This is a genomic window from Nitratireductor sp. WH36-1, assembly GCF_058725515.1.
In genome coordinates this window covers 157,469-181,885 of record NZ_CM178970.1, presented here as the reverse complement: position 1 = coordinate 181,885, position 24,417 = coordinate 157,469, and the positions used below count along the sequence as shown (strand labels likewise).

The 24,417-nt window shown below is 62.8% G+C and carries 29 protein-coding genes and 2 pseudogenes; 16 read left to right on the top strand and 15 right to left on the bottom strand.

Going from position 1 to position 24,417, the window contains the following annotated elements:
• Window positions 1-76: 76 nt before the first annotated feature.
• Complete coding sequence (locus AC4PTT_RS00850; RefSeq protein ID WP_492161938.1) at window positions 77-1,285, bottom strand: cation:proton antiporter; 1,209 nt, start codon at window positions 1,283-1,285, stop codon at window positions 77-79.
• A complete protein-coding gene (locus tag AC4PTT_RS00845; protein ID WP_492161937.1) occupies window positions 1,285-2,097 on the bottom strand; it encodes a YiiX/YebB-like N1pC/P60 family cysteine hydrolase in 813 nt (270 codons plus the stop codon). Before AC4PTT_RS00845 ends, AC4PTT_RS00850 begins: the two co-directional genes overlap by 1 nt.
• A 533-nt stretch (window positions 2,098-2,630) precedes the next feature.
• Between AC4PTT_RS00845 and AC4PTT_RS00840 the strand changes: the two genes are divergently transcribed.
• From AC4PTT_RS00840 to mbfA, 5 genes are all read left to right on the top strand, one after another.
• Window positions 2,631-3,335 (top strand): CerR family C-terminal domain-containing protein, encoded by a 705-nt coding sequence (locus tag AC4PTT_RS00840; protein WP_492161936.1) that lies wholly within the window; start codon window positions 2,631-2,633, stop codon window positions 3,333-3,335.
• Window positions 3,332-4,285: an HlyD family secretion protein gene (locus AC4PTT_RS00835; protein ID WP_283801121.1), complete on the top strand. Its 954-nt coding sequence runs from the start codon at window positions 3,332-3,334 to the stop codon at window positions 4,283-4,285. Before AC4PTT_RS00840 ends, AC4PTT_RS00835 begins: the two co-directional genes overlap by 4 nt.
• Window positions 4,282-5,199, top strand: a complete 918-nt coding sequence (locus tag AC4PTT_RS00830) for an ABC transporter ATP-binding protein (protein ID WP_475084960.1) — start codon at window positions 4,282-4,284, stop codon at window positions 5,197-5,199. Before AC4PTT_RS00835 ends, AC4PTT_RS00830 begins: the two co-directional genes overlap by 4 nt.
• Window positions 5,196-6,329 (top strand): ABC transporter permease, encoded by a 1,134-nt coding sequence (locus AC4PTT_RS00825; protein WP_113153710.1) that lies wholly within the window; start codon window positions 5,196-5,198, stop codon window positions 6,327-6,329. The genes AC4PTT_RS00830 and AC4PTT_RS00825 overlap by 4 nt, the downstream gene beginning before the upstream one ends.
• A 269-nt stretch (window positions 6,330-6,598) precedes the next feature.
• The gene (gene mbfA / locus AC4PTT_RS00820) at window positions 6,599-7,582 is read left to right on the top strand and encodes an iron exporter MbfA (RefSeq protein WP_297560968.1); all 984 of its coding nucleotides are present in this window, start codon (window positions 6,599-6,601) and stop codon (window positions 7,580-7,582) included.
• A gap of 5 nt (window positions 7,583-7,587) precedes the next feature.
• Here the strand turns inward: mbfA and AC4PTT_RS00815 are convergent, their stop codons facing one another.
• The 3 genes from AC4PTT_RS00815 to AC4PTT_RS00805 form a co-directional block, all read right to left on the bottom strand.
• A complete protein-coding gene (locus AC4PTT_RS00815; RefSeq protein WP_297560970.1) occupies window positions 7,588-7,950 on the bottom strand; it encodes an antibiotic biosynthesis monooxygenase family protein in 363 nt (120 codons plus the stop codon).
• Window positions 7,947-8,279, bottom strand: coding sequence for an NIPSNAP family protein (locus tag AC4PTT_RS00810; protein ID WP_113153712.1), 333 nt, complete (start codon window positions 8,277-8,279; stop codon window positions 7,947-7,949). Before AC4PTT_RS00810 ends, AC4PTT_RS00815 begins: the two co-directional genes overlap by 4 nt.
• Before the next feature lie 63 nt (window positions 8,280-8,342).
• Window positions 8,343-8,549 carry a DUF1127 domain-containing protein gene (locus AC4PTT_RS00805; RefSeq protein ID WP_224873641.1) on the bottom strand — a complete coding sequence of 69 codons (207 nt, stop codon included), beginning with the start codon at window positions 8,547-8,549 and terminating at the stop codon, window positions 8,343-8,345.
• Between the two features lie 92 nt (window positions 8,550-8,641).
• On the opposite strand from AC4PTT_RS00805, the gene AC4PTT_RS00800 reads away from it, so the two are divergent.
• From AC4PTT_RS00800 to AC4PTT_RS00790, 3 genes are all read left to right on the top strand, one after another.
• Entirely contained in the window at window positions 8,642-9,325 is a 684-nt protein-coding gene (locus AC4PTT_RS00800) for an ArsR/SmtB family transcription factor (RefSeq protein ID WP_492161935.1), read from the top strand.
• Between the two features lie 99 nt (window positions 9,326-9,424).
• Window positions 9,425-10,471, top strand: a complete 1,047-nt coding sequence (locus tag AC4PTT_RS00795) for a M42 family metallopeptidase (RefSeq protein WP_206546587.1) — start codon at window positions 9,425-9,427, stop codon at window positions 10,469-10,471.
• 209 nt (window positions 10,472-10,680) lie between these two features.
• A complete protein-coding gene (locus AC4PTT_RS00790) occupies window positions 10,681-10,815 on the top strand; it encodes a hypothetical protein (protein WP_261397498.1) in 135 nt (44 codons plus the stop codon).
• Between the two features lie 9 nt (window positions 10,816-10,824).
• Here the strand turns inward: AC4PTT_RS00790 and AC4PTT_RS00785 are convergent, their stop codons facing one another.
• From AC4PTT_RS00785 to dut, 4 genes are all read right to left on the bottom strand, one after another.
• Window positions 10,825-11,184, bottom strand: a complete 360-nt coding sequence (locus tag AC4PTT_RS00785) for a DUF1850 domain-containing protein (RefSeq protein ID WP_492161934.1) — start codon at window positions 11,182-11,184, stop codon at window positions 10,825-10,827.
• Complete coding sequence (locus tag AC4PTT_RS00780) at window positions 11,181-13,298, bottom strand: TRAP transporter permease (protein WP_492161933.1); 2,118 nt, start codon at window positions 13,296-13,298, stop codon at window positions 11,181-11,183. Before AC4PTT_RS00780 ends, AC4PTT_RS00785 begins: the two co-directional genes overlap by 4 nt.
• Before the next feature lie 219 nt (window positions 13,299-13,517).
• The gene (locus tag AC4PTT_RS00775; RefSeq protein ID WP_113156109.1) at window positions 13,518-14,474 is read right to left on the bottom strand and encodes a TAXI family TRAP transporter solute-binding subunit; all 957 of its coding nucleotides are present in this window, start codon (window positions 14,472-14,474) and stop codon (window positions 13,518-13,520) included.
• 235 nt (window positions 14,475-14,709) lie between these two features.
• Entirely contained in the window at window positions 14,710-15,195 is a 486-nt protein-coding gene (dut, locus tag AC4PTT_RS00770) for a dUTP diphosphatase (RefSeq protein ID WP_113153716.1), read from the bottom strand.
• Between the two features lie 203 nt (window positions 15,196-15,398).
• Here dut and AC4PTT_RS00765 point away from each other — a divergent pair, with 203 nt between their 5' ends.
• From AC4PTT_RS00765 to AC4PTT_RS00730, 8 genes and pseudogenes are all read left to right on the top strand, one after another.
• Window positions 15,399-16,988 carry a peptide chain release factor 3 gene (locus tag AC4PTT_RS00765; protein WP_492161932.1) on the top strand — a complete coding sequence of 530 codons (1,590 nt, stop codon included), beginning with the start codon at window positions 15,399-15,401 and terminating at the stop codon, window positions 16,986-16,988.
• 187 nt (window positions 16,989-17,175) lie between these two features.
• Entirely contained in the window at window positions 17,176-17,835 is a 660-nt protein-coding gene (locus AC4PTT_RS00760; protein WP_113153718.1) for a peroxiredoxin, read from the top strand.
• Between the two features lie 171 nt (window positions 17,836-18,006).
• Window positions 18,007-18,357 (top strand): MliC family protein, encoded by a 351-nt coding sequence (locus AC4PTT_RS00755; RefSeq protein WP_492161931.1) that lies wholly within the window; start codon window positions 18,007-18,009, stop codon window positions 18,355-18,357.
• A gap of 69 nt (window positions 18,358-18,426) precedes the next feature.
• Entirely contained in the window at window positions 18,427-18,783 is a 357-nt protein-coding gene (locus AC4PTT_RS00750) for an ArsR/SmtB family transcription factor (protein WP_113153720.1), read from the top strand.
• Window positions 18,784-18,821: 38 nt separating this feature from the next.
• Window positions 18,822-19,370 (top strand): SRPBCC family protein, encoded by a 549-nt coding sequence (locus AC4PTT_RS00745; RefSeq protein ID WP_492161930.1) that lies wholly within the window; start codon window positions 18,822-18,824, stop codon window positions 19,368-19,370.
• Window positions 19,371-19,409: 39 nt separating this feature from the next.
• Window positions 19,410-19,805, top strand: a pseudogene (locus AC4PTT_RS00740) (SRPBCC family protein); the annotation flags it as partial.
• A gap of 54 nt (window positions 19,806-19,859) precedes the next feature.
• Window positions 19,860-20,255: a VOC family protein gene (locus AC4PTT_RS00735; RefSeq protein ID WP_206546588.1), complete on the top strand. Its 396-nt coding sequence runs from the start codon at window positions 19,860-19,862 to the stop codon at window positions 20,253-20,255.
• Between the two features lie 20 nt (window positions 20,256-20,275).
• Window positions 20,276-20,668 (top strand): VOC family protein, encoded by a 393-nt coding sequence (locus AC4PTT_RS00730; protein ID WP_281431871.1) that lies wholly within the window; start codon window positions 20,276-20,278, stop codon window positions 20,666-20,668.
• Window positions 20,669-20,704: 36 nt separating this feature from the next.
• Here the strand turns inward: AC4PTT_RS00730 and AC4PTT_RS00725 are convergent, their stop codons facing one another.
• The 6 genes and pseudogenes from AC4PTT_RS00725 to AC4PTT_RS00700 all read right to left on the bottom strand — a co-directional run.
• On the bottom strand, window positions 20,705-21,622 hold the full coding sequence (locus AC4PTT_RS00725) for a pirin family protein (RefSeq protein WP_492161929.1): 918 nt from the start codon (window positions 21,620-21,622) through the stop codon (window positions 20,705-20,707).
• Between the two features lie 228 nt (window positions 21,623-21,850).
• Window positions 21,851-22,375, bottom strand: coding sequence for a GNAT family N-acetyltransferase (locus tag AC4PTT_RS00720; protein WP_206553352.1), 525 nt, complete (start codon window positions 22,373-22,375; stop codon window positions 21,851-21,853).
• Window positions 22,372-23,616, bottom strand: coding sequence for a bifunctional phosphopantothenoylcysteine decarboxylase/phosphopantothenate--cysteine ligase CoaBC (coaBC, locus tag AC4PTT_RS00715; RefSeq protein WP_492161928.1), 1,245 nt, complete (start codon window positions 23,614-23,616; stop codon window positions 22,372-22,374). The genes AC4PTT_RS00720 and coaBC overlap by 4 nt, the downstream gene beginning before the upstream one ends.
• Window positions 23,617-23,630: 14 nt before the next feature.
• The gene (locus tag AC4PTT_RS00710; RefSeq protein WP_113153728.1) at window positions 23,631-24,056 is read right to left on the bottom strand and encodes a type II toxin-antitoxin system VapC family toxin; all 426 of its coding nucleotides are present in this window, start codon (window positions 24,054-24,056) and stop codon (window positions 23,631-23,633) included.
• Entirely contained in the window at window positions 24,040-24,216 is a 177-nt protein-coding gene (locus tag AC4PTT_RS00705) for a hypothetical protein (RefSeq protein WP_222474305.1), read from the bottom strand. Before AC4PTT_RS00705 ends, AC4PTT_RS00710 begins: the two co-directional genes overlap by 17 nt.
• A gap of 15 nt (window positions 24,217-24,231) precedes the next feature.
• Window positions 24,232-24,297 (bottom strand): annotated as a pseudogene (locus tag AC4PTT_RS00700) (FitA-like ribbon-helix-helix domain-containing protein); the annotation flags it as partial.
• Window positions 24,298-24,417: the final 120 nt, after the last annotated feature.

Below are 24,417 nucleotides of genomic sequence, written 5' to 3'. Positions count from 1 at the left end.
GGGGAGTATAGGCCCCGTGCTGCCTTACGGCGAGGCGCGGGCCGGTCACATCTTGCGGAGCGCGGGTTGAACGCGGTCAGTCGGTTTTCGGGAAGAACACCCGTTTGGCGAAGGGCGCGCTCGCGCCATGCAGCACGACCGACAGAAGGATGGCGAAAACCGCGATGTCGGTGATGGCGCTGGCGGCGTCGAAACCGGACTGGTCGACGACGAGGATGAGGTAGAGCACGGAGGCAAGCCCGCGCGGGCCGAACCATCCGACAAAGAGGCGCGCGCGCAGCGTCGTGTCGGTTCCCAGCATGGCCAGCAGAACGGGAACCATGCGGATAACGGTGAGGCTGAGGGCTGCGTAGATGAGACCGGGCAGAAGCGGTGTCTCGAAGGCCTGCGGCAGCAGCGCCGCACCGAACAGGAGGAAGGAGAGATTGGTGAGGATCGATCCTTCCGTCATGGCGAAATTGCTCATGCCGGCGACCGTGTGCGCGGGCAGGCGCCAGCCAAAGGCAAGGCCGGCCGAGAAGGCGGCGAGGAAGCCATTGCCGCCGGTCAGCTCCGCTGCGAGATAGGCAAGGCCCGCCAGCGCGACCATGATCGGGGTGCGTCCTGCCGGGTTGGAAAGGCGTCGCAGCAGCGCAAACTCGCTGGCGGCCGCACCCAGATAGCCGACCGCCAGACCGACCAGCGGCCCGAACACCACCTGCTTGACGAAGAAGGTCGCATGCCCCGCCATGCCCTGACCGCTGCCTGTGTCGGCCGCAAGAGCAAGTGCGATCAGAAGCAGCGGCAGGCACAGCCCGTCATTCAGCCCGCTCTCCACATCGAGCGCCTCGCGTTCCACTTCCGGCAATCCGTCATTGCCGAAAACGGGCTGCGCCAGTGCTGCATCGGTGGGGGTCAGAACGATGGCCAGAACCAGCGCGCCGAACAAGCCGAGCGTGGGGAACAGCGCCATGCCGGCCAGCGTGCCGGCAAGGATGGTGAGCGGAATGCCGATGAACAGAAGCCGCGCAGACAGAAGCGCGGTGGCGCGCTCCGCCATGACGCCGGAAATTCGGATATTGGCCGCATCGCGAAACAGGATGATCGCCAGCGTTGCCGTGGCGAGGAACTCGACAATGGAATTGCCGAGCGCGGCGGTGAGGTTGCTGTCTGCTTCGAAGAAGCCGTAGCCCAGCGCGGTGAAAAGCATCGGGCCGGAAAGGACCGAGGCTTCGAGCCTGCGTGAGACCAGTGAATAGGCGGTGAAGCAGAGGAACAGAAGCGCCAGCGCTGCGTGAAGCTCCATCAGCTGTTTCCGTTCTCTTCAGACGTCTGGTCGTCCTTGCGTTCGGCCCAGTTGAGCGTCTTGTAGTCGAAGCCGAAAGTGAGCGTCGGCTTGACGATGGCAAAGTAGGGCGAAAGGTCGAAATCGCGTGGCGTGAACAGGCTGTGATGGCGGATGTGCAGGATCTCGCGCCGTGAATAGGCCGACTCCGCCGAGGCATGCCCCTTGGCTTTCACCGTTTCCGGCAGGATCGGGTAGCGCACGCCCTGAAAGGCCTGGGCGATGAGCGAGGAGCAGATGGCGCGGGTGGGATCGCCTGAGCCAAGCGCGATCATGCGCCGCCGCCAGCGCACCGGCACGGGTGGCGTGGGCATGAAATAGCGCAGCAGATCGAAGATGTTGCGCATGTCGTAGCGCAGCCCGAGCTTGCCGACCATGAAGTCAATGATGGCGTTCCGGTCATCCGGAGTGAGGCCGCTCGCCCGACAGATGCGGGTGTTGTAGGTTTTGTACTTTGAAAGCGGCGCCGCGATGCAGCCATCACCGAGAATGACCTCCACGAGGCGTGGCCGCTCGGAGCCGTCTTCCGGCTCGGGCAGCGCGTCGCCGACATAGAGCGCGGCATGGCTCCAGGTGGACTGGGTGAGATATTTGATCGCTGCCGAGATGCGCTGGTTGCCCTCGATCAGAAGAATGTCACCGGGCTGCAGGGTGCGGTGCAGGGTTTCCGGGTCGGACGGGGTGTAGGGCTGATAGCCTGAGGATTCGCTCTGCAGTCGCCGCGCCAGAAACCGGCCGAGCCGGTCGAGCAGGGTGCTGGATTGTTCGCTCATGCGCTCCCGTCCGCCAATCAAGCAGCATTATCCGGTTCGCTCATGGGGCGAACCATTCGACGTTGCAGACCCTAGGGTCAGGTCCCGTTAATATGGCCACAATGGTCGGCCTGATTTGTGCGGATACGCGAAGCAAGGCCGCAGGAAGACTTCACGTCTTTCAAGGGCTTGCGACAAAGTCGCCCGTGCAAATCAGGCCGATCCGAAGGACGATCGATTGACCGGCGACCTGCCGCGTCAAACCCCTTGACCGGGGAAAGACCCCGCTCTGCGGGCTTTTCCTAGCATCTCTTGGTCTATCGATCGCCATTGCGGCCATATTAATGGGTCCTGACCCTAGAGCATCAAACCGAAAAGTGGAATCCGGTTCTCTGTTCTTCCCATGCTCCGTCAATTGCTTGGCCGTCCTTTCTCGCCGGAACAGATGCGTGGCGATCGGGTGGTGTTCTCGTGCAGGGCGGGCGTCGTGGTTTCCTCTTTCGACGGTGCAGCAACAATTTGACTTTATTCAATCGTTTGATTAAATGTGATGCATGAAACAGGGCAATCATGATCTATCGGGCGCTGGCGCGCGTCTTTCTTCGGCAGAGCACACGCGGCTTTCGCTCATTCAGGCCGGGCTGAAGCTGTTTGGCGAGAAGGGCTATGACGGCACAACGACGCGGGAAATCGCGAGCGCGGCCGGGGCCAATATCGGGTCGATCTCCTACCATTTCGGCGGCAAGGAGGGGCTGCGCGCGGCCTGTGCGGATCACATCGTCGAGCTGGTCGGCGGCATCGCGGGCAGCGCTCTCGATGTGCCGCCCGAGGCGACGGGGCAGCTCGATCCGGCCGCAGCGCGCGCCATCCTGATGCGGGTTCTCGAAACCATGACGGGCTTCATCGCCGCGCGGCCCGAAGCGGGCCTGATCGTCAAATTCGTTCTTCGGGAACTGGCCCATCCCACCGTTGCGCTCGACCGCATCTATGACGGTGTTTTCGCGCCGGTGCACACACGCCTCTGCCAGGTGTGGGAAGCGGCCACCGGCCGGCCGGCGGAGAGTGACGAGACCAAGCTCACCGTTTTCACGCTGATCGGGCAGCTCGTCTATTTCCGCATCGCCAGCGAGGCTGTGCAGCGGCGCATGGGGTGGAGCGATATCGGCAGCCGTGAGGCCGCAGCCATCACAGCCATCGCCAGCAGCAATCTGGAAGCCATTCTGACCGCGCAGACGCGCGACAAGGACACAAAGTCATGAGCATGCTTTGCGCAATTCCTATTCTGGCAGGTTTCCTGTCCGGCTGCAGTGGCGAGGCCCCGCTGGCCGTCGGCTATGTGGAAGGCGATTATGTGTTGCTTGCGCCCACCGAGGTCGGGCAGTTGAGCGCGGTGCCCGTGCGGCGCGGCGCAATCGTTGAGGCGGGCGCGACCGTCGCCATGATGGATGAGACGGATGCGCGGATCGCCGTGCGTCAGGCCGAGGCGGGGCTGGCCGAAGCGGAGGCGCATCTCGCCGACCTTCAGGAGGCGAAGCGCCCGGAAGAGATCGCCGTTCTGGAAGCTGCGCTTTCGTCCGCCAATGCCGAGGCGGCGGAAGCCGGGCGCGTGCTCTCGCGCACGCAGGACCTGTTTCGCCGGGGCATTGCCGCGCAGGCCGAGCTCGACAAGGCGAAGACGGCCAAGGAGCTGGCGGACACGCGCATAGGCCAGGCCGAGGCCAATCTGGCCGTTGCCCGCCTGCCGGCCCGCGCCGAGGCGATCAAGGCCGCAGCCAAGCGCCGCGATCAGATGGAAGCGGCGCTGGAACAGGCGCAATGGCGTCTTTCCGAACGCGCCATCAAGGCCCCAGCCGCTGGCCGCATCGATGACGTGATCCGCAATGCCGGAGATGTGGCCGGCCCCTCCGCGCCGGTGGTTTCGCTGTTGCCGGATGGCGAGGTGAAGCTCAAGGTCTATGTGCCGGAAGCCGCGTTCTCCAGCGTGCAGCCGGACGCGTTGCTGGCGGTCAATTGCGATGGCTGTGCACCGGGGCTGACCGCACGCATTTCCTATATCTCGCCCGAGCCGGAGTTCACGCCGCCGGTGATCTATTCGCTCGAGACGCGGCAGAAACTCGTCTACCTCATTGAGGCGCGACCGGAGGGGGACGCCCGCAGTCTTCAGCCGGGGCAGATCGTCGATGTGCGCCTCAAGGCAGACGCGCAATGAACGCCATCGACGTCCACGGTCTCGTCAAGCGGTTCGGCGACAAGACCGTCGTGAACCAGGTGTCCATGCAGGTCGCCAGAGGGGAAATTGTTGGCTTTCTCGGGCCGAACGGTTCGGGCAAGACAACGACGATCCGCATCATGTGCGGGCTTCTGACCCCGGATGAGGGCGAGGGCACGGTGCTCGGCTACGATCTGCGGAGCGAGGGGCTCAGGATCAAGCGCGAGGTCGGCTACATGACGCAGCGCTTCTCCTTCTATGAAGACCTCACCATTGCCGAGAACCTGGCCTTCGTCGCGCGGCTTTACGATCTGAAGCCGGTCGGTGCGCATGTGGATCGCACGCTGGAGGATCTGGGCCTCACCTCGCGCCGCAACCAGCTTGCCGGAACGCTTTCCGGCGGCTGGAAACAGCGGCTGGCGCTGGCCGCCTGCATCATGCATCAGCCCAAGCTTCTGCTTCTCGATGAGCCGACAGCGGGTGTCGACCCCAAGGCGCGCCGCGAGTTCTGGGACGAGATCCACCGGCTTGCCGCCGACGGTCTGACCGTTCTCGTCTCGACCCACTACATGGACGAGGCCGAGCGCTGCCACCGCATCTCCTACATTTCCTACGGCACGCTTCTGGCCACCGGAACGGTGGCGGACGTGGTGCGGGATGCCGGGCTTGTCACCTATCTGGTGGATGGGCCGAAACTCGAACAGCTCGCCGCCGAGCTGCGGCAGCGGCCGGGCGTCGAGCAGGTTGCGCCCTTCGGCGCGAGCCTGCACGTGGTGGGCTCGGACGAAGCTGCGCTCAAGGCTGCGCTGGCCGACCTTGAAGGGCGCGACGGCGTGACCGTTTCGCGCGGCGAGACCAGTCTTGAGGATGTCTTCATCCAGTTCATGGCCAATTCGACGGACAACATGCAATGAACCGCATCTTCTCCCTTGGCCGTCTCATGGCGCTGCTCATCAAGGAGTTCATCCAGATGCGGCGCGACCGCATCACCTTCGGGATGATGCTCGGCGTTCCGCTCATGCAGCTCGTGCTGTTCGGCTATGCGATCAACAGCGATCCGAAGGCCCTGCCGGCGGCGCTCGTTTCGCTGAGCCAGGATCACTACAGCCGGGCCATGGTCTCTGCGCTGGAGAATACGGACTATTACCGCTTCGACCATGTGGTGGGCAGCGCGGAAGAGGCCGAGCATCTGATGGCGAGCGGTGAGGTGGTGTTTGTCGTCACCATCCCGTCGGACTTTGCGCGCCGGGTCGACCGGGGGCAGCGCCCGCAAATCCTCATTGAGGCCGATGCCACCGATCCATCGGTTGCCTCCGGGGCCATTTCCACGTTGGGCACGGTCGCTGCAGAGGCGCTTCTGCGCGAGCGTGGCGTGCCCGCCTCCGAGGCAAAGCCCGCCGACCGGCTCGAGGTCATCGTGCATCGCCGCTACAATCCCGAAGGGCTCTCGCAGTACAACATCGTGCCCGGTCTTCTGGGCGTTATCCTGCAGATGACCATGGTGATGATGACCTCCATCGCGCTGACGCGCGAGCGCGAACGCGGCACGATGGAAAACCTGCTCGCCATGCCCGCCAGCCCGCTGGAGATCATGCTGGGCAAGGTGCTGCCCTATCTCGTCGTGGGCGCCGTGCAGGTGGCCGTTATTCTGGGGGCGGCGAAGCTGCTGTTCGGCGTGCCCTTCGTGGGCAGCCTGTGGCTGCTTCTGGTGGCGGTGCTGATCTTCGTGCTGTCGCTGGTTCTGCTCGGTTACACGATCTCCACCGTGGCGCGCACGCAGATGCAGGCCATGCAGCTCACCTTCTTCTTCTTCCTGCCATCGCTCCTTCTCTCCGGTTTTATGTTCCCGTTTCGCGGCATGCCGGACTGGGCGCAGTGGCTTGGCGAGATCTTCCCGCTCACTCATTTTCTGCGCGTGATCCGCGCAGTGATGCTGAAGGGAGCAGACCTGCCGGCCATCGCTTTCGAGACAGGCATTCTGGTGCTGTTCATCTTCATCTATGCCGGGTTTGCGCTGTTGCGCTTCCGCCGGACGCTGGATTGATCTGGGATTATTCTGGAGCATCGGATTCATCCGAAAACCGGTTTCCACTTTTCGGTCCGATGCTCTGGATCGCCGTGCGTCCGTTTGGACGAACAAAGGACGATCCACACTTATGATTGAGCATCGGATTCATCCGAAAACCGGTTCCCGTTTTTCGGTCCGATGCTCTGTGCCAAGCGAATGGTTATGACTGAATAAGCCATGAGCGTTGACGCGGGCGCACTTGGTTCTTAAATTAGAATAATTCTAAACAATGGATTGCCCGGACAATGCTCTCTCGCTTCTTAGGTTCCTCCCGCCGCTCCTTCTCATCGCTGACTGAACAGGAAATTCTCGCTCTCGCCATCTCGTCGGAAGAAGATGATGCGCGCATCTACCGCGCCTATGCGGACGGTCTGCGCGAGGACTTTCCGCATTCTGCCGCCGTGTTCGAGGAAATGGCGAAGGAAGAGGACGGACATCGCGCCGCGCTGATCGAGGCGCACCGCGCACGGTTCGGCGAGCGCATTCCGCTGATCCGTCGTGAGCATGTGCGCGGCTATTACGAGCGCAAACCCGACTGGCTGGTGCGTCCGCTGGGACTGGAGAAGGTGCGCGCGCAGGCCGAGCAGATGGAAGACCAGGCGCACCGCTTCTATGTGGAAGCGGCCAAGCGCACGGAGGATGCGGGCATCCGCAAGCTGCTTGGCGACCTTGCCGCTGCAGAAAAGGCGCATGAATCGCTGGCGCACCGGCTTTCGGAAAAACATCTGGGCGCAGACGAGCGCGCCGAGGAAGACCAGACAGAGCACAAACAGTTCGTTCTGACCTATGTCCAGCCGGGCCTTGCCGGCCTGATGGACGGCTCCGTCTCCACGCTGGCGCCCATCTTCGCCGCCGCCTTCGCCACCGGCGACACCTGGCAGACCTTCCTGGTCGGTCTCGCCGCCTCCATCGGCGCAGGCATCTCCATGGGCTTCACCGAAGTGGCGTCGGACGATGGCGTGATCTCGGGTCGCGGCTCGCCGATCAAGCGCGGCATAACCACCGGCATCATGACCACGGTGGGCGGTCTCGGCCACGCGCTGCCCTATCTGATCCCGCATTTCTGGACCGCGACGATCATCGCCTTCATCATCGTGTTCATCGAGCTTTGGGCAATCGCCTGGATCCAGAACCGCTACATGGAAACCCCGTGGAGCCGCGCTACCTTCCAGGTGGTGCTCGGTGGCGCGCTGGTGTTTGCCGCAGGCATGCTCATAGGCAACGCCTGACCGGGCTAAACCGACCGACGGGCCGCGTCATGCATGGCGCGGCTGTCGGCGGGTGCTTCGGCCCGCTCCGTCATCCCGTAATCGCGCAGGACATGGGCGATGCGTAACCGGTAGCCGGCAAATATGCCGTTCCGCCCGGCGCGCTGCGCCTGCCTGTGTTCCTCCGTGTTGCGCCAGGCTTTCACCGCTTCCTCATCGCGCCAGAACGAGAGCGAGAGCACCCGGTTCCCGTCATTGAGGCTCTGAAACCTCTCGATGGAAATGAAGCCATCCACGCCGTCGAGCATCGGTCGCAGGTCTGCGGCGATGCCAAGATAGGCATCGCGCTTTCCTGCCGCCGGCTCCACTTCGAAGATCACCGCGATCATGGCTGCACCCATTTCGCATGGGGAGCGGAGGCAAGTTTCAGAAACATGCGGTCCTCCTTCAGGATGAAACGTTCGCGCTTTGCGAATTCATAATTCGCGCGGCCTTCGGGGCTTGCGGCAAGCCGCGCCCGGTACTCTTCGTAAGCTGCGAGACTGTCCAGATTGTAAACGCCATAGGCGGTGGTCGTGGAGCCCTCATGTGGTGCGAAATAGCCGATCAGGTCCACGCCTGCGCGCGGGATCGCCTGACCCCAGTTGCGGGAATACTCCTCGAAGGCGTCCCGCTTGAAGGGATCGATCTCGTAGCGGATGAAGCAAGTGATGGTCATGGGGGTGGTTGTCTCCTGCCGACATGCTTCGATGCGTATCGAAGCATTTTCGGGCTTTCTGTGTCAGATGTCCCAGAAGGGTTTTGCGCATTCACGCTGCACGTCGCGGCGGGTCAGGCCCACATCGCGCAACTGTTCGTCGGTCAGGTCTGTTAGCGTGCGCCTCTGCCGATAGCGTTCCGAGGCCAGCGCAAGGCGCGCTGCGAAGCGCTGCAGCATGACGGTGATCGACAGGGGGCGGCGTGCGTCCCCCATCGAAGGTGGCGTCAATGGTTTTCCATAGGGGCGCATCGCTTTCTCCCTGGTTCGACAAGGAGAGAATAGCGCTTGCTGCACATTCACACTTTGATTAGCATCGAACTATGAAAGCAGGAACGGACCTCGCACAGATTGCCAGCCTCGTCGGAGATCCGGCGCGCGCCAACATGCTGGCTGCGCTGATGGGCGGCACGGCTTTGACGGCCAGCGAACTGGCGGTCGAGGCCGGCGTCACCCTGCCGACGGCGAGCGCCCATCTTTCCAGGCTGACCGAGGGCGGCCTTTTGCGCATGGCGCGGCAGGGCCGTCATCGCTATTACGCGCTGTCCGATCATCAGGTGGCGGGCATGCTGGAATCCATCATGGGGGTCGCGGCGGCGCTGGGGCCGCGAAAAGTGTTGCCCGGTCCGCGCGACACGGCCATGCGCGAAGCGCGCATCTGCTACGACCATCTGGCGGGCGAGGCGGGCGTCGCCATGTTCGATGCGTTCGCCGGACGTGGTTTTCTGACCATCGATGGAGACGATGTGAGCCTGACGGAAAAGGGCGCTGGCTTCTTCTGCGATTTCGGGCTCGACATTGAGGCGATGCGCAGGAAGCGGCGGCCGATGTGTCGCTCCTGTCTGGACTGGAGCGTGCGGCGTTCGCATCTGGCAGGCAGTCTCGGCGCGGGCATGCTCGACCGCTTCATCGCGCTGAACTGGGTGCGGCGGAAGAAGGACAGCCGCATCATCCGCTTCACACCGCCGGGGCGCACGGCCTTCGACAAGCTGCTGCGCGAGGCCTGAGCCAGCGCGAAACGCAGGCGTGGCCGTTTCCTTCCGCGCGGCTTTGCGCCATGGTCGCCCCTCACCAATGATTCCAACAAAGCTCTGCCGGGGATAATGATGAACACCGAACTGCTGCGCAGGCTCTGCGAAACGCCGGGCGCGCCGGGCCATGAAACGCGCGTCCGCGCGCTCATCGAAAAAGAGATCGAGGGACTGTTCGACGATGTGCGGACCGATCCGATGGGCTCGCTCCTGTGTGTGCGCAAGCCGCGCAAGAAGACCAAGGGCGATCCACTCAAGATCATGCTTCTGTGCCACATGGACGAGATCGCCTTTCTCGTGACCCATGTGACCGAGAAGGGCTTCCTGCATCTCGATCCGGTGGGCGGCTTTGATCCGCGCAACCTGTTTTCCCGCCGTGTGCTGATCTGCACCGAGAGCGGCGACTACAAGGGCGTGATGAACCCCGCCGGCAAGCCGATCCACATTCAGAGTGCGGAAGAGCGCAAGAAGGTGCCGGAGCCGGGCGATTTCATCGTCGACATGGGGCTTGGCGAAAAGGCGCGCGATCTGGTGCAGGTCGGCGACTTCGTGGTGATGGACGAGCCTTTCCTCGAAATGGGGGACAAGTTCGTCTCCAAGGCGCTCGACAACCGCGTCGCCTGCTGGCTTGGCATCGAGGTTATCCGCGCGCTGGAGGAAGCCGGCACGAAGCATGATTGCGAGATCCATGTGGCCTTCACGGCGCAGGAAGAGGTTGGCCTGCGCGGCGCGCGCACGGCTGCCTATGCGGTCAAGCCGGATATCGGTCTCGGCATCGACACCACGCTTGCCTGCGACACGCCGGGCATTGGCGAGCATGAAGCGGTGACGAAACAGGGGCAGGGCTTTGGCCTGCACGTGAAGGACTCGTCCTTCATTGCCGATCAGGCGCTGGTGCGTGAAGTCGAACAGCTCGCCAAGAAGAAGGCGATCCCCTACCAGCGCACCATTCTGGCCCGTGGCGGCCAGGATGGCGCGGCAGCCCAGCAGGCCGCCGCCGGTGCGCGCGCCGTGGGCATCGTGGTGGGCACGCGCTACATCCACACCGTGACCGAGATGATCGACCGCAACGACCTTCAGGCCGCACTCGACATCATCGTTGCCTATCTGGGCGAAAACTGAGACTGAAGCGCCGCCGCGCCGCGCAGAACTGTGGCGCGGCGGCCACACCGTAAAACTCGCTGAACGCGCAGCCGTTTTCTGCCTTCAAACGGGCACAAACCGGGGCGAAATCCGACCGGCATTCACAGAGCGTTCACCTTGTGAATGTAAAGCTTGAGACAGTTGTAACAGGCGGTTTTGGAGGAGCCGCCACCGGTTGGACGAGACCCATGGCACTTTTTGTACGTTGTATTGCCGCCCTTCGTGAGTTCATCGCGCCGCGCTACCATCCGGAGCGCCACTATATGCGCGGACCCGGCCCTGCCTGCCAGAAGCGTGGCAGCGGTTCGGCCACGGCAGCCTGACGGCAGCGCTCACTCACAATATCTGACGATCACCGGCTTTCCGGCTGCCGCGCCCAGTTCGTGGCATTCATCTGCCGTGCACAATTGCCAGCCGGAGCCTGTTGCGCCCGACGCCGCAAGGGCAAGTTCGCCCTGTGGCGGCAGGGTCGGGCGGTAGGTCCACCAGCCATTTTCAAAGCGCGCTTCGGGCGGCGGTTCCATGCCCGCGCCCGATCCCTGAACGCGCGCCTCGACAAGTTCGAGCCCGGCAGGGCCTGCCCGCCAGTCTTCTTCCCAGCGGATCTTCTCGACCGAATGCGTCCATGACAGGGTGAAAAGCGCCGCCCCGAGGGTCAGCGCCTTTCCGCCTGCCAGAACGCATATGCTCATTCGCCGGACCGCTTTTCCTGAGGCGCGTGCGCAATGCGGGTGCGATACCAGTGCTGACCGAGGAACAGGGCCGCAAGCGCGAAGCCGAGTTCATCGGTAACAGGAAGAGCCGCGATCAGGGTGAAGGCCGCGACCGCTGCAAGGACGCGCTCCCAGATGGCAAGTTTCGAGCGCAGGAAGCCGATCACCGCAGCCCCCCACAGCGCAATGGCCAGCAGCGCCTTGAAGACGATGTAGGCGACCGCCGGATAATAACCCCAGGCCTCGGCCAGCGGACCGCCATCCTGAAGCATCAGCGCCGGTGTGTAGACCGCCATAAAGGGTATCACGAAGCCGGCGGCGGCCACCTTGATCGCTTCCATGGAAATCTTGAGGCCGTTTTCCTTGGCAATGGGGCCGGCGGCGAAACAGGCAAGCGCAACAGGTGGCGTCAGATCGGCCAGAATGCCGAAATAGAACACGAACATGTGGCTGACGATCAGCGGCACGCCGAGCGCCAGAAGCGCCGGGCCGGCAATCGACGAGGTGATGATGTAGTTGGGGATGGTCGGAATGCCCATGCCCAGAATGATGCAGGTGATCATGGTGAGCACGAGCGAGAGGAACAGGCTCTTCTCACCCACCGAGACGATGAACTGGCCGAACGTGTTGGCGACGCCGGTCAGGGTCATGGTTCCGATGATGATGCCGACCACGGCACAGGCCACGCCCACCGGCAGCGCCGTCTTCGCGCCCTCGGCAAGCGAGTCGCGGCAGACGGCCAGCGTCTTGCGCCCGCCATCGACGAACAGGTTCGCGACGATCAGCACAAGGGCGGCGATCAGGATCGCCGTGATGCCGTAGCCGAAGAAGCTTGCCGCAACGAGGCCGAGACCGACCCAGAAGATGACCCGCAGCACCTGGCCGGGAAGACCGAGCGCCACCGAGCCGCCGAGGATCAGCAGAACCGTCAGGGACAGGCCGATCGTGCCGGCGAAGAGCGGCGTGTAACCGGAGAAGAGGAGGTAGACGAGCACGGCCAGCGGCAGGATGAGATACCAGCCCTTGCGCAGCGCCTTGCGGGGAGAAGGCAGCTCCGAGCGCGGCAGGCCATGCAGGCCATATTTGCCGGCTTCCAGATGCACCATCCAGAAGGCGGAGGCGAAGTAGAGCACGGCGGGAATGATCGCCGCCTTGACCACCTCGTAATATTCGATCCCCAGTGTCTCGGCCATGATAAAGGCCACGGCGCCCATCACCGGCGGCATGATCTGCCCGCCCATGGAGGCCGTGGATTCGACACCGCCGGCAAAGGCCGCGCGGTAGCCGAAGCGCTTCATCAGCGGGATGGTGAACTGGCCGGTGGTCACCACATTGGCGACGCCCGAGCCGGAGATCGTGCCCATCAGGCCGGACGAGATGACCGACACCTTGGCCGCGCCGCCGCGCGCATGGCCCACAAGGCCGAGCGACACATCGGTGAAGAGCTTGATCATGCCGGCGCGTTCGAGGAACGAGCCGAACAGGATGAACAGGAAGATGTAGGTGGCCGATACGTAGATCGGGATGCCGTAAATGCCTTCCGTGCCATAGGCCATGTGGTCGATGACCTGGCTGAAATCATAGCCGCGATGGTTCAACGGTGAGGGCAGGTATTGCCCGAACAGGCAGTAGGCGAGAAACGCGCCGGAGATGATCGGCAGGGCCGGGCCCATCAGCACATAGGCGGCGGCGAAAACAGTGACCAACGCAATGACGCCGAACACGATGTCGATGGGTAACGGATCGCCGGCCCGCAGCAGCAGCGGCTTGTATTCGACATACTGATAGAGCGCCACGGCCACGCCGGCGAGCGCCAGTCCCCAGGCCAGCGCCTTGATGGCCGGCGCGCTGCCGCGGGCCTGGACCACCAGCGGAAAGACCAGAAGCGTCAGAAAGCCCACATGGAACGCGCGCACCACCTGGCTCGGCAGGTTCAGCACATGGGCGGCGGTGGCGATCTGGTAGAGCGAGAAGATCACAGCGATCCAGAAAAGAAACCGCCCGATGCGGTCGGTGCCGAACTCGCCATGGGCGTGATCGTGCAGGTCTGCCTGGTCCGCGCCTGTCGTCTGGCCGGTTTCACTCTTGCTCATTGGGTGCTCCGCTTCCCCATGCTCTTGTTCGGGCCTTCCTGTCACACTCCGCGCCGGAGCGTGACAGGAAGGCCCCGTCGCAGGACGGGGCCTCGCCTCACTGGCCTAGAGCCTTTTCCGATCAGGTGGAACCACCTGATCGATAAGAAATGGCTCCAGATTCAGTATGTCGAGCAATTCCTTTTCGTTCGGATTGAATCAATCCGAACGGGAAATGCTCTAGAGCAGGCCCTTTTCCTTGTAGTAGCGCTCAGCGCCGGGGTGCAGCGGCAGCGGCAGGCCCTTGGGGCCGTTCTCGGCGGAGATCGCCTTGGCAGCGGCATGAGCGGCCACCATGTCGTCGAGGTTCTCGAAGAGCTGCTTGGTCATCTCGTAAGCAACCTCGTCGGAGACATCCGAATGCGATACGAGAATGTTGGTGATGGCCAGCGTCGGCACATCCTCGCTCTGGCCCTCATAGGTGCCGGCGGGAATGGTTGCCGCGATGAACGGCGCGCCCAGCGTTTCGGCAACGCTGTTGGGCACCGATACGAGGGTCACCGGCAGCGACAGCGCCAGATCCTTGATGGAGGCAACGCCCAGACCGGCCGACTGCAGCGTGGCGTCGAGCTGGCGGTTCTTGATCAGCTCGACGGATTCGCCGAACGGCAGATACTCGGTCTTGCCGAGATCGTCATAGCTCATGTCCATCGCGCCGAAGATGCGCTGGGCGTTGAGCTCGGTGCCGGACTTCGGTGCGCCGACGGAAAGGCCCTTGCCCTTCAGGTCGCCGAATTCCTTGATGCCGGATTCCTGCGAAGCAACGATCTGGATGTAGTTGGGGTAGATCGCGGCGATGGCGCGCAGCTTGTCGAGCTTCTGGTTGAAGCCGGCTTCCGCGTCGCCTTCCCAGGCCGACTTCACGGAATCGCCGAGCGCGAAGGCGATCTCGCCACGGCCCTGCTGCAGCAGGTTCAGGTTTTCGACCGAAGCCTTGGTCGACTGCACCTGAGTGCGCACGCCGTCGATCTTTTCGCCGTAGATCTTGGAAAGCTGGGAGCCGAGCGGATAGTAGACGCCCGAAGTGCCGCCGGTCAGCACGTTGATGAATTCCTGGGCCATGGCGCCTGCGGGCGCGAGGCCCAGCGAAAGCGCAACCGCGCCGGCTGCGAGATACTTCCTGCTTGCTGATAACATCTTGTCTCCTCCGCTGTTTAACAGTTCGGCAGGCATGGCGGCCTGCGCCATGCCTGACTGTAGACAACCGCACGCCCTTGCCAACCGGAAAGCGGCAGGCAAAGGGAAAAACGGCCTGTCAAAGCCGATAATCGGAGGGAAAAAGCGGCGCAAGCCCCAAGCCGCCGCAATAACGGCCTGAGGTCTTATACCAAAGTATAGTGTCGTTGCGGCAGCCCCAGCGGCTGCCCCATAGTCAGGCGACGCCGGTGGAGCCGAAACCGCCTGCGCCACGGGCGGTGCCGCCCACATGGGTGCGTTCTTCAAGCCGCGCCTGGCTGACCGGTGCAATCACCAGCTGGGCGATGCGCAGGCCGCGGGTGATGGCGAAATCATCCTCGCCATGGTTGATCAGCAGCACCTGAACCTCGCCGCGATAGTCGGCGTCGATGGTGCCGGGCGCGTTCAGGCAGGTGATGCCGTGCTTCAGCGCGAGGCCGGAGCGCGGGCGCACCTGTCCTTCGAAACCCTCGGGCAGTTCCAGGACGAAGCCGGTGGGCACCAGCGCGCGGCGGCCGGGCAGGAGAACGATGCGGCGGTCTTCGGGCACTGCGGCGCGCAGATCCATTCCCGCTGCGGCCTCGCTCTCATAGGCGGGCAGCGGCAGCCCCTCGCTGTGCGGCAGACGAACGATGCCGACGGTGGGGCCAATGACGGGCATGGAGGAAACGGTGTTGGACATGGTGCTTATCCTGTGCGCTGCAATCCGGGGGACGACGATCACGACTCATTCCGTCTGGCCCGTTTCGCCGGCGAATTCAACAGCTGGCCGTCAGCCAGAGCCATCTCTTCACCGCTATGTGGCTTTTGCGCGCGTCCACTTTCCGTTCGACAGGCGCAGCGCCGCTTGTTAAAAGCCCCGGGCTTCAGGAAAACCAGATACAGATGACCGACAAAATCGCCGATGCGGTGGCCCGCCGCCGCACCTTCGCAATCATTTCGCACCCGGACGCCGGTAAGACCACGCTGACCGAGAAGCTGCTTCTGTTCGGCGGCGCGATCCAGCTCGCCGGTGAGGTGAAAGCGAAGAAGAACCGCGTCCAGACCCGTTCGGACTGGATGAACATCGAGCGCGAGCGCGGCATTTCCGTCGTCACCTCCGTGATGACGTTCGAATTCGGAGACCACGTCTTCAACCTGCTCGATACGCCGGGCCACGAAGACTTCGCTGACGACACCTATCGCACGCTGACAGCGGTCGACAGCGCCATCATGGTCATCGACGCGGCCAAGGGCATTGAGCCGCGCACGCTGAAGCTGTTCGAAGTGTGCCGCCTGCGCGACATCCCGATCGTCACCTTCGTCAACAAGCTCGACCGCGAAAGCCGCGACCCGTTCGAAATCCTTGACGAGATCGAGCAGAAGCTGGCGCTGGACACTGCACCCGTCACCTGGCCCATCGGCCGGGGCAAGAGCTTTGTCGGCACCTACAATCTCGCCAACGACACGATGCGCCGCTCGGATGACGATGTGGAGCCGATTGCCGTCGATGGGCCCGATTCCGAGGCCGTGGCCGGTCTCCTGCCGGAAAACGAGCGCGACATGCTGGTCGAGGAGATGATGCTGGGCAAGGAAGCCTGCCGTCCCTTCGACATGCAGGCGTTCCGCGAAGGGCATCTCACGCCGGTCTATTTCGGCTCGGCGCTGCGCAATTTCGGTGTGCGCGACCTGATCGAGGCGCTTGGTGCATTCGGTCCCGAACCGCGCGCACAGGAAGCGGATGCGCGCAAGGTCGAGGCGAATGAGGAGAAAATGACCTCCTTCGTCTTCAAGATCCAGGCCAACATGGACCCCAACCACCGCGACCGCATCGCGTTTGTGCGCGTGTGCTCGGGCAGGCTGCAGCGCGGCATGAAAGCCAAGCTGGTGCGCACCGGCAAGCCGATCAGCCTGTCAGCGCCGCAGTTCTTCTTCGCCAAGAGCCGCATCACCGCTGACGAAGCGTTCGCCGGCGACGTGGTGGGCATTCCCAACCACGGCACGCTGCGCATCGGCGACACGCTGACCGAGGGCGAGGAGCTTCTGTTCCGCGGCGTGCCCAATTTCGCGCCGGAAATCCTGCGCCGCGTGCGCCTTGGTGACGCCATGAAGGCCAAGAAGCTGAAGGAAGCCCTGCAGCAGATGGCCGAAGAGGGCGTCGTGCAGCTCTTCACGCCCGAAGATGGCTCGCCCGCTATTGTCGGCGTGGTCGGCGCGCTTCAGCTCGACGTTCTGAAAGAGCGTCTGAAGATCGAGTATTCGCTGCCGGTGGATTTCGAGATGGCGCGCTTCAGCGTTTGCCGCTGGATCACCTCCGACGAGGCGGGCGAAGTGGACCGTTTCATTGCCAGCCATCGCGGCGACATTGCGCGTGATCTCGACGACGATCCGGTTTTCCTCGCGCCGCATGAATTCGGTCTGAACTACGAGGCCGACCGCTGGAAGGCTGTGCGCTTCACCGCCGTGAAGGATTACCAGACCCGAAAGGCCGCCTGAGCGAAGGAATTCGCCGGGTAATGCGAGCGGGGGATGTAAATTTCCCGCTCGTGCTCATTTTGGGAATGAGATTCCAAGCAACTGCGTCAATTTACACCTAGATGAGGTTCATCAACCTGTGTTTGGGTTGCTATCCTGCTGCGGCAGGAACACCCAACGCTATATCTCACCTCAGGAGGAGAGAACGATGAGCCTTCGCATCAATGACGCGGCGCCGGATTTCAGCGCCGAGACCACCCACGGCACGATCAATTTCCATGACTGGGTCGGCGACGGCTGGGCCGTGCTCTTCAGCCACCCCAAGGATTTCACGCCCGTCTGCACGACCGAGCTCGGCACGATGGCTGGCCTCGAGGATGAGTTCAAGAAGCGCAACACCAAGATCATCGGCATCTCCGTCGATCCGGTCGAGGACCATGTGCGCTGGAAGGAAGACATCAAGAAGGCCACCGGCCAGGCTGTCGAGTATCCGATGATCGGCGACAGCGACCTGAAGGTCGCCAAGCTCTACGGCATGCTGCCGGCCGATGCGGGCGACAGCTCCGACGGTCGCACGGCTGCGGACAACCAGACCGTTCGCTCGGTCTACGTTGTCGGTCCCGACAAGAAGATCAAGCTGGTGCTGACCTACCCGATGACGACGGGCCGCAATTTTGCGGAGATCCTGCGCGCCATCGATTCCATCCAGCTCACCGCCAGGCATCAGGTGGCGACGCCTGCCAACTGGCAGAATGGCGAGGATGTGATCATCACGCCGGCCGTTTCCAACGAAGAAGCCGAGAAGCGTTTTGGTTCGTTCGAGACGATCCTGCCCTATCTGCGCAAGACCAAGCAGCCGACCGGCTGATCCCTTCGCAGGACAGGTATCAAGAATATCGGCCCCGGAAGCGCTGTTGCTTCCGGGGTTTTTCTTTTTCGGCAAGTATCTGCTTCGGTAAATATCTGCGGCCATTGTCTTTAATTCGACACGCTGCCACGGTGTGATGATCTGGTTTGATAATGATTCAGGAGTTTCATCATGCGCCGTTCCATTCTTGCGCTCGTTTCCACGCTTGCACTGGGTTCGTCCGCCTTTGCCGCGACGCTGGAGATCGATCTGCCCGATGTGGAGAGCGTGGAAACCACCGCAGTGACCTATGCCTGCCCTGACGGCGACATCGACGCCACCTATTACAGCGCTGACGGCAATTCGCTCGCCGTCGTCACCATCGATGGCAACCCCGTCGTGATGAGCAATGTGCTTGCGGCTTCCGGCGCAAAATACGCAGGCGGCCCCTACATCTGGTGGACCAAGGGCGACAATGCGGATCTCTATGACCTGATGAAGGGCGAGGACGCAGACCCGGTTTCCTGCACCGCCAAGGACTGATCCCGGTCTCTCTCCATAAAGTTAAACCATTCGGTTGACCATTGGGCTGGCGACTGATATCTAAACCATATGGTTGAATATCAGTCGCCCCATCTGGATGCCGTTTTCCATGCCCTGTCGGACCCGACCCGGCGGGCCATGCTGCACAGGCTTTCAGCCGGAAAGCACAGCGTGTCGCAACTGGCGGAGCCGTTCGACATGTCGCTTGCCGGCGCATCCAAACATGTGAAGGTGCTGGAGGCAGCCGGCCTTGTGAGCCGGCATGTCGAAGGGCGCACCCATTATTGCCGGCTGGAGGCTGCGCGCCTCGCCGAAGCACAGGCCTGGTTCCGCTACTATGAGCGCTTCTGGAGCGACCGGCTCGATGCGCTTCAGAACATTCTGGAAGCCGAGGATCGGCAGAAACCGCCAGCAGAAAAGGGCTGAGCGCGCGCCGACGCTGTTTCCTCAATGGGAGAGAGACGATGAAACATGCCGATATGGATGCCTATGGCGTTGTCGAAGCGCCGAATGTGGTGCGTTTCGAGCGCCTTTTGCCCGGCCCGGCCGAGCGCATCTGGTCTTATCTGACCGAGGCCGACAAGCGCTGCCAGTGGCTTGCCGGCGGCGCGATGGAAGAGCGCGTCGGCGGGGCCGCGCAGCTCGTGTTCCGTCACGCCGATTTCACCGACGAAACGCCGCCTGACCAATATCGCGAGATGAACGAAAACGGCTTCGTGTCTGAAGGCCGGATACTCGAATGGGATCGGCCGCGCGTTCTCGCCATGACCTGGCCGGGTGAGGGTGAAGGCAGCGAAGTGCGTTTCGAGCTTTATCCGGAAGGCGACAGGGTTCTTCTGGTGGTGACGCATAGCCGCCTTGCCGGTCGTGGCGAGATGGTAAACGTGTCCGGCGGCTGGCACGCGCATCTGGCGGTGCTCGACGCGGTTCTTTCGGGCAGGCCCGTGCCGCCCTTCTGGGCGCGCATCACCGCGCTGGAAGCCGAATACGAACAGCGCTTCTCGAAGACATAAATCACTGATCGTCCAACGACGAGAGAAGGAAGAAACGTCATGAACATTGCCGTCATGCCGGATGTTTCCGGTCGTCCCCATGAATGCGCACTGTCCCGGTCGATGAGTGCGGATCCCGACACGCTCTATCGCGCCTGGACCGAGCAGCTCGACCACTGGTTCGCGTCCCGCGCCTCGGTGCATATGGAGCCGCGCGTCGGATCCCCCTTCTTCTTTGAAACAGTGCATGGTTTTGATGAGGATAAGCCCGCCGAACGCAGGCCCTGTTACGGGCGCTTCCTCAGGCTTGAGCCGGGCAGGCTGATCGAGATGAGCTGGGTCACCGGATCAAGCGGCACCGAAGGGGCGGAGACCATCGTGACCATGGAGTTCTCGAAGCGCAGCCGAGGCAGCCGCCTGAAGCTCGTGCATAAAGGGTTTCCCAGTCAGGAGAGCGCGGCGAAACACGAAGCGCTCTGGCCGCTGATCCTCGATCACCTCGACCGGTGCATGGAAGGCGTTGGCCCCGGTGAGGCTGCGCCAAGGCCGCATCTGGCCGGCGGGCGCAACATCGCCATGAAGGTGCCAGTGCATCAATATGAAGAGACCGTCCGGTTTTACCGCGATGTGCTTGGCATGGAGCAGATCGAAGAGCTTCTCCCGGCCATCGGCTTCCGCTTCGGGGCCAACCAGCTTTGGCTCGACCAGACGCCCGGCATGAGCCAGGCCGAGCTCTGGCTGGAGATCGTCACCGACGACACGAAGGCGGTTGCGGAGCTGATGGCGGCGGAGGGCATCGCCCGCTGCGACGCTATCGAACCACTGGGCGAAAACTTCGACGGTTTCTGGATATCGAGCCCGGCCCAGATCATCCATCTGGTCGATCACAAATCCGGTGCCTGGTAGCCCGCATTCAGGAGGAAGCCATGCTGAAAATCGCGCTGATGAGCGTTCTGGTCGATGATCAGGACAAGGCCGAGACCTTCTACACGCAGGTGCTGGGTTTCACGAAGAAACAGGATTTCCCGGTTGGCAAGGCGCGCTGGCTGACCGTCGTTTCGCCCGGTACGGAGGGTGGAACGGAGCTTCTTCTCGAACCAATGGGATATGATTTTGCGCGCGCCTATCAAAAGGCTCTGCGCGACGCGGGGCTGCCCGCCGTCACCTTCGCCTCGGACGATGTGCATGCGGAACATGCGCGCCTCACAGGAAAAGGCGTGACATTTCGTGTGGAGCCAACACAGGCAGAGGGGCAACCGACCATCGCGCTCTTCGAGGATGGCTGCGGCAACCTCATCCAGATTTATGAGGCCGGATGAGGCGGCGCGTATTGCGCCGCCTCATCGCGGGTTTCGTCAGGACTTCGCGCCTTCGCGGATGAAAGTGCCGGCATTCAGCTCGTTGAAGGCCTGCATGAGTTCCTGGCGCGTGTTCATCACGATGGGTCCGTGCCAGGCTACCGGCTCCTGGATAGGCTTGCCGGACACAAGAAGGAAGCGGATGCCGCGTTCGCCGGCCTGAACGACAACTTCATCGCCCGTGTCGAACACCACAAGCGTGCGGTCGCCGCTCATGTCGCGCAGATGCACTTCCTCGCCGGCGACTTCCTTCTCCACCAGAACACCGAACGGGCGCGACGCATCGCGGAACGTGCCGGAGCCCTCGAAGATATAGGCAAACGCGCTGCGATAGGTGTCGACCGGCAGCACCTTGCGCTTGCCCGGCGGCACCCAGACATCGAGATATTGCGGATCGGCGGCAATGCCGTCGACCGGTCCGCGCTTGCCCCAGAACTCGCCGACCACCACACGCACCCGCGTGCCGTCATCGTCGATCACTTCGGGAATTTCACCGGCTTTCACATCCTGATAGCGCGGCGTGGTCATCCTCTCGCTCGAAGGCAGGTTGGCCCAGAGCTGGAAGCCATGCATGCGCCCGGTCTTGTCGCCATGCGGCATTTCCTGATGGAGAATGCCGCTGCCCGCCGTCATCCACTGCACGTCTCCCGCGCCGAGCGAACCGGAATTGCCCAGACTGTCGGCGTGATCCACGCTGCCGGCCAGCACATAGGTGATCGTCTCGATGCCGCGATGCGGATGCCAGGGGAACCCGGCCTGATAGTCTTCCGGCCGCTCATTGCGGAAATCGTCGAGAAGCAGGAAGGGATCGGCCAGCTTCGGATCGGTGAAACCGAAAGCGCGGTCCAGACGAACGCCAGCGCCCTCAATGGTGGGCTGCGCCTGCGAAATCTGCCTTACGGGACGAATGGACATGATCGTCTCTCCATCTGTTGCCAGAGCATTGGACCGAAAAACGGAATCCGGTTTTCGGGCCATTCCAATGCCCTGTCAGTAACTTGGATCGTCCTTTTGTGCGTCCGGATGGACGCACGGCGATCTTGCACCAAACATAGAGAGTGCAGCCCCGCATGGCACCGGCGCTCACGGAAACGGGCTGTCTACAGATTGTGAACAGTCTTTCGGGAATGATGCTTCCGGATTTTACCCGCGCCAGTAGATGATTGCCGGCCGTTCGTTGAAGTCCGTGCGCGCGCGTTCCGCAAAGCCGAGGCGCGCTGCGAGCTTCTGCGAAGGCGTGTTTTCCTCATCAATGATGCAGGTGATCTCCATGTCCGGCTGCGCGCTGGCGCACCATTTGAACACGGCTTCCATCGCTTCGCGCGCATAGCCCTTGCCGTGCGCTTCCGGCAGGAAGACCCAGCCGGCCTCCATCGTTCCCTCGATCGAGGGCGAGAGTTCGCGCCGGCATTCCTGCACGCCCGCATCGCCGAGAAACGCGCCGGTGGACTTCTCGATGACGGCGAAATAGCCAAAGCCCATCAGGTCCCACATGCCCCGGTGCATGGCCATGCGCCGCCACGCTTCTTCGCGCGACAGGGCGCGGCCCGTGGTAAAGCGTGTCGCCTCGGGCAGCGACCAGAGGCGCGCGAAAGCGTCGAGATCGCTGAAGTTGTGCGCCCGCAGCGTGAGGCGTTCTGTTTCCAGAACCGGTGTCGTTGATGTCATTGAGTGGGTCCGAGACGGTCTGCGATGAGTTGCGCCAGTCGCTCCGCAACCTCTTCCTTGCTCATTTCGGGCCACTCGTCATGCCCTTCATGGCCGACGATGACGACGCTGTTGCGGTCGCCGCCCATTACGCCGCCGGGGCCGACGCCGCTGTCATGCGAGACGTCATTGGCAACGATGAAGTCAGCGCCCTTCTTGTTGAGCTTGGTGCGGGCGTTCTTGAAGAGGTCCTGCGTTTCGGCGGCAAAGCCGATCACGAGCGCGGGGCGTTTCTTGTGATGTCCGATGCCGGCCAGAATGTCCGGGTTTTCGGTAAGCTCCAGCGTGGGCGCGCCTTCGCCGGGCTTCTTCTTGATCTTTTCCGAGATTTCGACGGCGGGCCGCCAGTCGGCAACAGCGGCCACGAACACGCCCGCATCCGCCGGCAGCGAAGCCTCCACGGCCTCGCGCATCTGGCGGGCCGTTTCCACATGGGTGGTCGTCACGCCGTGCGGGTCGGGAATGGAGACCGGTCCGGAAACGAGGTGCACCGATGCGCCCAGCCGGGCGAGCGCGGCGGCGATGGCGTGCCCCTGCTTGCCCGAAGAGCGGTTGGCGATGTAGCGCACCGGATCGATGATTTCGTGCGTCGGGCCGGAGGTGACGATCACCTTGCGCCCGGCGAGCGGCTTTTCGTGATTGCCGATCAGCGCTTCAACCGCGGCGACAATCTCCATCGGCTCGGCCATGCGGCCCTCGCCGGCTTCCCCGCTTTCAGCCATCTCGCCCCGGTTGGGGCCGACGAAATTCACGCCGTCCTCTCGCAGTGTCGCAAGGTTGCGCTGCGTGGCCGGATGCTCCCACATGCGCGGGTTCATGGCGGGTGCGATGAGAACCGGCTTGTCGGTTGCGATGAGAACCGTGGACGCGAGGTCGTTGGCATGGCCATTGGCAAGCTTCGCCATCAGGTCGGCCGTGCCCGGCGCAACGACCAGAAGGTCTGCCTCACGCGACAGGCGGATATGCCCGACATCATGCTCGTCCTGCCGGTCGAACAGCTCGGTGAACACATGGTCTGCGGAAAGCGCGCCGACGGAGAGCGGCGTGATGAATTCCTGTGCGGCTTTCGTCATCACACAGCGCACGCTCGCCCCGCGTTCGCGCAGGCGGCGGATCAGGTCGAGGCATTTATAGGCTGCGATGCCGCCCCCGATGATAAGCAGGATACGGGCTTTGGTAAGCGTCTGCTGCGGGGCTGTCATGGATGAAGGCTCTCTCAGGACGGCTTTATTGCGGGCTCTATATCCGTATGGACGAAATCCGAACCTTTGAAAAGGAGCGGCAGGTTAGCGGTTCTGGCCAGCGCGTAAGCAAAGCAGTCGCCGATGTTCAGCGCTGCCGGGTGGCCGGTCGCCTGACCGTAAATCGCATAGGCCTTACGGGCGATGGTCAGCTGCCGCTCATCGAAATCGATGGTTTCGGGGGAAAGCGCGCCAAGAAGCGTGTTGAGCCGTTCGGTGCCGTCGATCAGCGAGATGTGCTTGGCCACATACTGCGCTTCAAACGTCGTGGTACTGCTGATGAGGATCTGCTCTGCATCCTGAAGCGCCTGGCGGAACGTATCCGCGTCGGGATCGTCGTTCAGGACGGCGATAAGGGCCGACGTATCGACCACGAATTTGGGCTCACAACGTACGGCCATTCCAGATCTCGTCGCTGATTGCCTTGAGGTCGAATTCTCCAATCGGGCGCATGGAGACCGTGTTGAGCGTTTCTGCGCGCCGCGCCTTGCTCTGATGCTGGGCCGGGTCGTCTGCCAGCTGCACGCTGCGGGCCAGAATGCGTCTGACCTCTTCTTCCATCGAGACGTCATTTTCGGCTGCGCGTCTGCGTAGCGCGCGCCGAACTTTCTCATCGACATTTCGTATCGTTAGTGTCGCCATCGATAAGTCCAAAAAATGAGCCGGCAAATCTGAATGGACAGATTTGTAAAACGCAGACTTGAAAGCAATGACTGCATTTTTGTCTTTGACTGCGTTTGCCGGGTTTTTGACAGCATTGCT